Source organism: Deinococcus arboris, from assembly GCF_009755355.1.
GTDB classification, from domain to species: domain Bacteria; phylum Deinococcota; class Deinococci; order Deinococcales; family Deinococcaceae; genus Deinococcus; species Deinococcus betulae.
Map to the genome: position 1 here is coordinate 1 of NZ_WQLB01000062.1, position 8,674 is coordinate 8,674.

Sequence of the window (8,674 nt, forward strand, 5' to 3'; positions counted from 1 at the left end):
GACATGGGACCGAAAATGACGTCTGGGCGGGCGCTGGCCTCTGCGTCTGGGTTGATGTTATGCAGGGTCAGAGCAGTACGAGGCAGCGTGAAGCCCTAGACCAAATAAAAAACCCGCCTCTTGGGCGGTGATGTCCAACACTCTAGCGCGGTATACAGCGGCGGTCAATCTCAATCCAGGGACAGGAAAATCATTGTCTGTGACCTAAATGTTCCGGACGAGTTCAGGCTTTATGCACGGGAGGCGGCTTCTCCTACTGACCGCCTCCCGTGCCCCTGTCTCTATCTCGCCACTTCCACCGCGCGGCTCTCGCGCACCACGGTCACCTGCACCTGGCCGGGGTATTCCATGTCCTGTTCCACGCGCCCCGCAATCTCGCGGGCCAGCAGGGTGGCCTGGGCGTCGGTGACCTTTTCAGGCTGCACAATCACGCGGACCTCGCGCCCAGCCTGAATGGCGTAGGCCTGCTGCACGCCAGGAAACGAGACTGCAATCTGCTCCAGCTGTTCCAGGCGGCGCACATACGATTCGAGTTCTTCGCGGCGGGCACCGGGCCTGGCCGCGCTGATGGCATCGGCGGCGGCCACCAGCACCGAGTACAGCGTCTCGCCGTTCTCGGGGTCGTGGTGGTGGGCAATGGCGTCAATGACCTCGGCCGGTTCACCGAAGCGCTTGGCGAGGTTGATGCCAATCTCGACGTGGGTGCCGTCAATCTCGCGGTCAATGCTCTTGCCCACGTCGTGCATCAGGCCAGCGCGGCGGGCCAGCCCCGCGTCCAGGCCCAGTTCGCCCGCCATGATGCCCGTCAGGTGCGCCACCTGAATGGAGTGTTTCAGGACGTTCTGGCCGTAGCTCGTGCGGAAGTACATGCGGCCCAGCAACTGCACCAATCCCGGTTTGATGCCCACCACACCAGACTCGATGGCGGCTTCCTCCCCCTGGGCATGCATGAAGACCTTCATCTCATCCTGAGCCTTGTGGACCATTTCCTCAATGCGGGTCGGGTGAATGCGGCCGTCGGCCACCAGCGCGTCCAGCACATGCTTGGCGACCTCGCGCCGCACGGGATTGAAGCTGGACAGAATGACCGCTTCAGGGGTGTCGTCAATAATCAGGTCCACACCGGTCAGGGCCTCAAAGGCGCGGATGTTGCGGCCCTCGCGGCCAATCAGGCGGCCTTTCATGGCGTCGTTGGGAATCGGCACCACCGAAACGCTCAGCGCAGCGCTCGTCTCCGAGGCGCTGCGCTGGATGGCCTGCGCGACCACGTGGCGCGCCGTGCGCCGCGCCTCCGCCGTGGCCCGCTCCTGCATGGCCTTGACCCGGATGGCCTTTTCCTCTTCCAGTTCGGCGTCCAGGCGGCCCAGAATCTCGGCGCGGGCGGCTTCGGGGGAGAGGCCCGCAACCTCATACAGCCGCAGGTCGGCCTGCCGGGCCCGCTCGGTCAGGTCGTGTTCCTGCACGGTGAGGCTGCGGGCGCGGTCTTCCAGGCGTTCTTCCAAGGTATCGAGTTTCTCGCCCCTGGCGTCGAGCTGCTCGGCGCGGCGGTTGAGGCGCTCGATTTCACGCTTCAACTCGTCGCGTTCGCGGCGGGTGTCCTGGCGGTCTGTGGCCAGGGCTTCACGCTCCTGGGCGGCGTCCTGCTTCGCCTGACTGCGCTCGGTGTCCAGCTGGGCCCGCTGGGCGCTGACCTGCTCGCGCTGAGCGTCCAGACCCGCGCTCTGACGGGCCATCTGCGTTTCCCGTTCTGCGGCGTCCTGCATTTTTCGGGTGGCGTCCTGCCTGGCCTGGTCGGCCTCTGCCCGCATGGCCCGCGCGGCGTCCTCGGCCTGCGTGCGAATGCGCTGCGCTTCTTGCTGGGCTTCCTGCTGAAGGCGGCTGTCCACCTCGGCCCGCTGGCGCGCGCCGCGTGACTGCCCCCACATAAAGCCCCCGACCAATCCAAGCAGCAGCGCCACAATGAGCCAAATCATTGTCATGGTGCGCTCCTTTGGGTGTGTTGAATGAGGCGAGGGGCCCTCAGGCCCGCGCGCCCCAATTGGGGTAAGAAAAGCGAACGCCTCCGCCCTGACTGAAGTGTGGATGAACGTTCGCCCCGCAGTGTAGCTCCAAAGCGGCGCGCCGCACTGCGGCAGGCGGAGGCGGCTTAGACCTGAGCTTCGGGGACAACAGGGGTTGCCGAACAGACCTTAAACGTTTTGGTTCTCAGGCGCCCGGCCCGGTTCAGGAGAGGGCGCTCACAACTGGGTCCTCAACCGCAGGAGGTAGGCTGCCAACAAACAGGCCAGAGAAGATAGAGAAGTTCCTCCAACGGGGATAAAGCCAAAAAAACCCCGCCAGAACGGCGGGGCTAGGTCAGTGACCTTTACTTCGTGGCGTGCACCACGAGCTTCATGGGGATGGTCACTTCGGGGTGGGCGCGGTACGCAATGTCGTACTCGCCGATTTCCTTGACCGTCTTGGGCATATCGATGCGGCGCTTGTCGACATCAAAGCCCAGCTTGTCCAGGGCCCCAGCCACGTCGGCGTGGGTTACAGCGCCGTAGATCTTGCCTTCGCCGGCGCGCACGCTCAGTTCCACGGCCACGCCATTCAGGCGGCTGGCGAGGTCCTCGGCGCTGGCCTTCTCGGCGGCCTGGGTCTTCTGGCGGGAACGGACGCGGGCTTCCAGGCTCTTCATGTTGGTCTTGGTGGCCGGCGCAGCGATGCCCTGAGGAATCAGCCAGTTGCGCGCGTAGCCATCTTTGACGTTCACGATATCGCCGGTTTTGCCCAGCTTGCCGGGTTCAAGAAGAATAATCTGCATCTCTATTCTCCTTATTTCCGGACGAGCTTCTCGGTGTAGGGCAGCAGGGCCAGCTGGCGGGCGATTTTAATCGTCTGCGCGATGCGGCGCTGGTGCTTGGCCGAGAGGCCCGTGCGGCGGCGGGGAAGAATCTTGCCGGTGTCGCTGACAAAACGGCGCAGCATCTTCACGTCTTTGTAGTCGGTGATTTCCAGCTCTCCGATGGAGAACGGGTCAACCTTGGGCTTGCGGGGGCGCTTGGGCCCCTTGCCGCGCGGCTTGCGCTCGGCGCTGTTTCCTTGGGTCATGTGGGGATTCCTCTAAAACCGCTGGAGAGGAAGGTGCCGCTTCAGAGGCGGTCTAAGGGTTGAAGGGAACAGGAGACTGAGAAATGCAGCTGGTGTGCTTCCCTGGCCCCTGTGCCACTGCGACCCTTAGACCTGCGCCGGTTGGCGCGGCTTAAAACGGCAGGTCTTCCTCGTCTGGCGGGAAGTCGTCGAGACCTTGATCAATATCTAAGCCGCCCGAACGGTTCCCCGTGGTCGCTGCCCGGCTCGGCTGGCTGGAGCCGCCGCTCTGGGGACGCGCCGCACTGCTCGCGGTCTGGGGGCGAGGTCCGGCGGGGGTGGCTGCGGCATACCCGGAATTGGGGCTGGCCGCGCCTCGGGACAGGGCTTCGACTCGCGTCGCCTCTACTTTGGTGGAATTGCGCTTGTTGCCGTCACGGTCGGTCCACGCCTCGTTCACCAGGCGGCCACGCACGAGCACCGGGTCCCCTTTGCGGAGGTCCTTCATGCTTTCAGCGAGGTCGCGCCACAGCGTCACGTCAATCCAGTGGGTCTTTTCCTGTTTCTGCCCTTGCCGGTCGGTCCAGGTCTCGTTCACGGCCAGGCCGAGTCCAAGTACCGCGTCGCCGGCGGGGGTGTAGCGCAGGTCGGGGTCACGGGTAACGTTCCCAATCAGCACCACTTCGTTCATGCCGCTGCCCATGCGAACGCCGCCTCCGGCGTCCTGCACCAGCTCGGGCTGGGTGCCCAGCTGTTCCATGCGCAGGGCCTTGACGCGCACCATGCTGCGTTTGCCGCCTTCCGGGGCTTCCCACTGGCTGTATTCCAGGCTGCCTTCAACCAGCACGGCGTCGCCGCCTTTCAGGTTTCGTTCGGCCTGCCACTCAGCAGGTTTGCCCAGAATAGAGACGCGGTGATACCACGGCAGTTTGCGTTCACGGCCGTCGTTGCCCATGAGGTGGTCTTCACCAGCCACAGTGGCTTCGAATACGGCGGTCCCGCTGGGGGTGTAGCGCAGTTCAGGGTCGCGGGCGAGTGCGCCAATCAGGTAAACGTGGTTCATGCCTCGGGCCATAACAGGGTCTCCTTGGGTTGCTGGCGAAAGTACTTGAGCTTCGAAGTTGCTGGCGGTGCGGCCTTTGCAGGTTGACCGTAAGATAACAAACCTGGCTCATTACGTCAATGGCGTAACGGGCTTCAGGCCTTCTTGGTCTTCCATTCCGGGCGGTCTTTGACCACCAGGACGCGGCGCACGTGGTCACGCAGGCGCAGGGTGCTGGCGATGTTCTGCTCAGGGTTGCCACTGCTCTTGATGGTGTACATCAGGTAGTAGCCCTCGCGGTCCTTGTTCACGGCGTAGGCGAGTCGGCGGTTGCCGAGCTCGTCCAGGTTGCTGATTTCCCCGCCGGCGTTTTTCACAGTGGCTTCGATGTATTCCTTCTCGATGCCCACCTGCTCGGCGCTGAGGTTGGGGTTCAGAATCAGGTTCAGGTCGTACTGGTTCATAATTCACCTCCTTGTTGGGTCGTGGGTGTCGCGGCCTGCGGCCTTGACCGGGCGGCGCAATTGACAAGGATACCAGAGCCTGGGGGCGCTGACCAGAGCCGCGCAGCGGATGCCAGGCGGCTGGGTTTGCCTTTACGCTGGGGCATGACACAGGCAACCCAGCAGGACACGCAGCATCCCCTCGACGGCATCCTCGACATCCTGAAAGAGGCGGTGGAGGGCGGCCAGGCCGGGAAGCCCACTGCCTTTCTGGACGGCACCAAGGCAGACGGCAGTGGCAACCACGGGCTGCTGGCGACCCTGGACGCCCTGAACGCCGAGCAGGCCAGCCGCGAGGTACTGGGGACCACGGTGGCCGCCCACACCGCCCACACCGCGTATCACATGGAAGTCATTGTGCGCTGGGAGCGCGACGGTGACCGCGGCCCCTTTGACTGGCAGGGCAGCTTTCAGCCGGCGCAGGTGGACGCCGCCGAGTGGGACGCCCAGCGCGCCCGGCTGCGCGCGGCTTACGAAGCTCTGCTGGCGTTTACAGGCACTCAACTGGGGGAGCCGGTGACCGGCGACTCTGCTGGTGGGCTGACCGGCGGGGTGGCGCATGTGGCCTACCACCTGGGAGCCATTCGGCAACTCGTTAAAGGCGTGTGACCGCCGGATGGACCCTGCGGCCCTTCACGCCAGCAGACGCGCCCGCGTTGGCGGCGCTGCTGGGGCTGACTGGTCGCGTCACCACGCCAGAGGCGCTGCTGGCGGCTGACGCGGCGCGGCCAGCAGAGGTGCCAAGGCGCTGGCTGTTAGTGGATGAACGCGGTGAAGTCCTGAGCGGCTCTCAACTCCGCCCCTTCGCCTTCCTGCCACCGACCTTTCGGCAAGTGGGTGTCCTGGTCTTGCCCCAGTGGCGCGGTCAGGGTGTAGGCCAGCGGCTCTGGGTTGACGCTAAACAGGCTGCCGAGGCTGAGGGAGCTGGTGGTCTGAGCGCCGATGTCTCGGACACCGACGCGGCTTCCCTGGCCTGGGCGCAGCGGCGCGGCTTCGCCATTTACACCCACCGCTTCGCTTCAGAACTGGATCTGACTGCCTTTGACCCCACGCCCTTTCAGGCGGACGTCCAGCGGGCTGTTGCCCAGGGGGTGACCTTCACTGACCTGAGCAGCACCGACGAGACCACCCTGCAGCGTTACCTGAATTCTGTGGCCGACCGCCTGACCGAGACGCCCGACCTAATGGGCTATCCGCGCTGGTCGCTGGCCCAGGTGCGAGCAGAACTGCGGCTGGACCGTGACCCCCGGCCCGACTGGCTGGTGGTGGCCCTGGGGCCGCAGGGGCAGTGGTGGGGGACCTCGGCCACGCTTCTGTTTAGAGACCCGCCCTTTGCCTACAACGCCCTGACGGCCATTCATTCAGAGGCCCGGGGGCGCCGCCTGGCGTTGCCTCTCAAGCTGGAGGGCATTGCACGGGCCCAGGCCGCAGGGCTGAGTGTCATGCGCACCAACAATCATGCGAGTAACGCGCCGATGCTGGCCGTGAACCGCCGTCTGGGGTTTGAGCCCCGCCCTGGCCGCTACGAGGTGCAGCGGCGGCTATAAGCCTGACGGTCGGGGGGCGGTGGAGTCAGCTCCTGGAAAGATGAGAGGGAGACGCTGCTATTTCTTGCGGCGAAACGGGTTCCAGCGGCTTTCTTTTTCAGCCTTTTCGGCTGGAACAGCGGCCGCTTCGGGGGGCCGCGCCGCTTCGAGAGGGCCGTGGCGTCCCATCTGGCGCGCCGGCATGGCCGCTGCCTTTTCGTCCTTCTCCGGGTCCTCGTAGACCTCATCTTCAGGGGTCTCGCCCAGGGCACTGAGCAGGGCCCGGCGCAGAGCGTCGGCACTGGGGCGGTCGTGGGCGCGCTTGGCCAGGGCCAGCTCGGCCAGGCGGGCCACCCGGCGCGGCACCTGCGGATTGAGGCTGACCAGTGGCGCTGGAAAGCGCGTCAGGTGCGCGACCATCAGTTCTTCATAGGTGTTCCCGTGATAGGGCCGCTCGCCGCTCAGGAGTTCGTAGATCAGGATGCCCAGGCTGTAGACATCGCTGGCCGAGCTGCTGCTCTCGCCGTGGTACACCTCGGGTGACATGTAGTAGGGACTGCCGCTCGTCTGTCCCCCCTGCGCCGTGAAATAGGTGCTGCCCAGGTCGCCCAGCGCTGCGCGGCCGTCCTCGGTGACATATACGTTCTGCGTCTTCACATCCTGATGGACTGCGCCCTGGTGGTGCAGGTATGTCAGTGCCGAAGTTACATCGGCCAGGACCCGCAGGGCTTCAAGGAAGGGCAGCCGGCGCTCGGGCAATTGTGGGAGAAAATCGCTGAGGGCGCCTCTGGGGTAATAGGTGGCGGCCAGGAAGGCCTTGGGGCCAAAAGCCATGCCCGCGTGGCCCCGCACCACGTGTGGGTGCTTGAATTTCAGGGTCAGGCGCACCTCATTGCCAAAACGCTCGGCCGCCTCGTGCACGCGCAGGGTCTCGCTGTGCGGCACCTTCAGGGCCACCTGCTGCTTGCGGGCGTCGGTGGCCAGCCAGACCAGAGAGGTATTGCCACGCCCAATGACGCGGTGCAGGGTGTATCCAGGAATGGCTCGGTCTTCAGACATAAAGAGTTGTGGCCTTCTTCCGCACCTTACTGCATAGGGCGCCGCCTTGCCGAGTCTGTAAAGGCGGTGCCAACACCGTCCAGCCAAAAAAGCCCGGCCACTGGGGCCAGGCTTCTTCAAACAGAAAGAGACCAACTCGCTCAAAGAGCCTTTTCCTGGTTACTCGTCGTCGCTGCCTTCCTCAGATACCCGTTTGCCGGCCATCCATTCCAGGCCCGCCCACTGCAGTTCATCCAGGTCACCGTCCAGCACGTCGTCGGGGTTGTGTTTCATGACGCCTGTGCGGTGGTCTTTGATGTACTGCTTGTCCAGCACATACGAGCGAATCTGGCTGCCCCACTCGATCTTTTTCTGTTCGCCGCGCGCCTTGGCTTCCTCGGCCTCGCGCTTCTTGACCTCTATGTCATAGAGGCGCTGCTTGAGGATTTGCAGGGCAATCTCGTGGTTTTTAATCTGAGAGCGCGTCTGCTGCGAGGCCACAGCGATGCCAGTAGGCAAGTGGGTCAGGCGCACCGCCGAGTCGGTGGTGTTCACGCCCTGCCCGCCGGCCCCCTGTGAGCGGAACACGTCGCGGCGCAGGTCGCTGTCGGGAATATGAATGTCAATCTGCTCTTCGGGGACTTCGGCCACCACATCCACCGACGCGAACGAGGTGTGACGGCGGTTGTTCGAGTCGAAGGGAGAAACCCGTACCAGCCGGTGAACGCCGTGTTCGGGGGCCATCATGCCGTAGGCCTTGTCGCCGCGAATAATAAATTCGCTGCTGATGACGCCGGCCTGCTCGCCGTCCACCTGATCAATGAGTTCGGTTTTAAAGCCCCGGCGCTCGGCCCAGCGCATGAACATCCGAGAGAGCATTCCGGCCCAGTCCTGCGATTCAGTACCACCTGCGCCGCTTTTGACGCGCACGATGGCGGCCGTATCGGCGTACTTCATGGTGAACAGGGTTTCTTTGTACAGCTCGTCCACGCGCGCTTCGATACTCTGCTGTTCCTCTTGCAGCAGCTCCCGCTCTTCGGCGTCGGCCATCTCCAGCATTTCCGAGAGGCCCTGTGCGTCGGAATGCAGGGTCTGGTAGCCCTCGACGATGCGGCGCAGCGTGCCCGCCTCCTGGGTGACCTGCCGGGCGCGGCCGGCGTTGCTCCAGAGTTCGGGGTCACTCAGTTCCCGGTCCAGTTCGTTCAGCCTGCGCGCTTTGCCGGGAATGTCAAAGGTACTCCCGGAGCGACGCCAATTTTTCGAGTAGTTCCTGCATAGGGCGTGCCTCCCTTCCGCGGCGGCCCGTTGAGCGGGGCGCGGGTTGTGTGCCAACTGAAAAGTATAGAGGTCAGGGTCAGTCAGGTCTGTGGCGCAAAGTCAGGGCGGTAGAAGTAAGGGGCGGTAGCAGTAAGGATCCTGTCTGTGACGGCAGTCTGCAGTGCTTGCCTGAAGGTCAAGAAATCAAGGCACGGGAGGGGTTGACAGTTTGGTGA

General features: G+C 64.3%; 9 protein-coding genes. 2 read left to right on the forward strand and 7 right to left on the reverse strand.

All coding sequences use genetic code 11. The features are described 5' to 3' along the window. Positions 1 to 281: 281 nt before the first annotated feature. The 5 genes from rny to rpsF all read right to left on the reverse strand — a co-directional run bounded on the left by rny (position 282) and on the right by rpsF (position 4,578). Positions 282 to 1,979 (reverse strand): ribonuclease Y, encoded by a 1,698-nt coding sequence (gene rny / locus GO986_RS22060; protein ID WP_157461680.1) that lies wholly within the window; start codon positions 1,977 to 1,979, stop codon positions 282 to 284. Positions 1,980 to 2,365: 386 nt separating this feature from the next. After that, the gene (rplI, locus tag GO986_RS22065; RefSeq protein ID WP_157461681.1) at positions 2,366 to 2,806 is read right to left on the reverse strand and encodes a 50S ribosomal protein L9; all 441 of its coding nucleotides are present in this window, start codon (positions 2,804 to 2,806) and stop codon (positions 2,366 to 2,368) included. Positions 2,807 to 2,817: 11 nt separating this feature from the next. Then, positions 2,818 to 3,093, reverse strand: coding sequence for a 30S ribosomal protein S18 (gene rpsR / locus GO986_RS22070; RefSeq protein ID WP_157461682.1), 276 nt, complete (start codon positions 3,091 to 3,093; stop codon positions 2,818 to 2,820). A gap of 151 nt (positions 3,094 to 3,244) precedes the next feature. Further along, positions 3,245 to 4,147 (reverse strand): single-stranded DNA-binding protein, encoded by a 903-nt coding sequence (locus tag GO986_RS22075; RefSeq protein ID WP_157461683.1) that lies wholly within the window; start codon positions 4,145 to 4,147, stop codon positions 3,245 to 3,247. Between the two features lie 122 nt (positions 4,148 to 4,269). Continuing rightward, on the reverse strand, positions 4,270 to 4,578 hold the full coding sequence (rpsF, locus tag GO986_RS22080; RefSeq protein ID WP_157461684.1) for a 30S ribosomal protein S6: 309 nt from the start codon (positions 4,576 to 4,578) through the stop codon (positions 4,270 to 4,272). 144 nt (positions 4,579 to 4,722) lie between these two features. On the opposite strand from rpsF, the gene GO986_RS22085 reads away from it, so the two are divergent. Then, positions 4,723 to 5,226: a DinB family protein gene (locus GO986_RS22085; RefSeq protein WP_157461685.1), complete on the forward strand. Its 504-nt coding sequence runs from the start codon at positions 4,723 to 4,725 to the stop codon at positions 5,224 to 5,226. Beyond that, positions 5,223 to 6,164 carry a GNAT family N-acetyltransferase gene (locus GO986_RS22090; RefSeq protein ID WP_369409542.1) on the forward strand — a complete coding sequence of 314 codons (942 nt, stop codon included), beginning with the start codon at positions 5,223 to 5,225 and terminating at the stop codon, positions 6,162 to 6,164. Before GO986_RS22085 ends, GO986_RS22090 begins: the two co-directional genes overlap by 4 nt. Positions 6,165 to 6,221: 57 nt before the next feature. Here the strand turns inward: GO986_RS22090 and GO986_RS22095 are convergent, their stop codons facing one another. After that, positions 6,222 to 7,202 (reverse strand): serine/threonine-protein kinase, encoded by a 981-nt coding sequence (locus GO986_RS22095; RefSeq protein ID WP_157461686.1) that lies wholly within the window; start codon positions 7,200 to 7,202, stop codon positions 6,222 to 6,224. Between the two features lie 159 nt (positions 7,203 to 7,361). After that, positions 7,362 to 8,457, reverse strand: a protein-coding gene (prfB, locus tag GO986_RS22100; protein ID WP_198170933.1) for a peptide chain release factor 2 whose coding sequence is annotated in 2 segments (ribosomal slippage) — positions 7,362 to 8,411 and positions 8,413 to 8,457 — 1,095 coding nt in all. Because the reading frame shifts where the segments join, the coding sequence is not laid out codon by codon here. Positions 8,458 to 8,674: the final 217 nt, after the last annotated feature.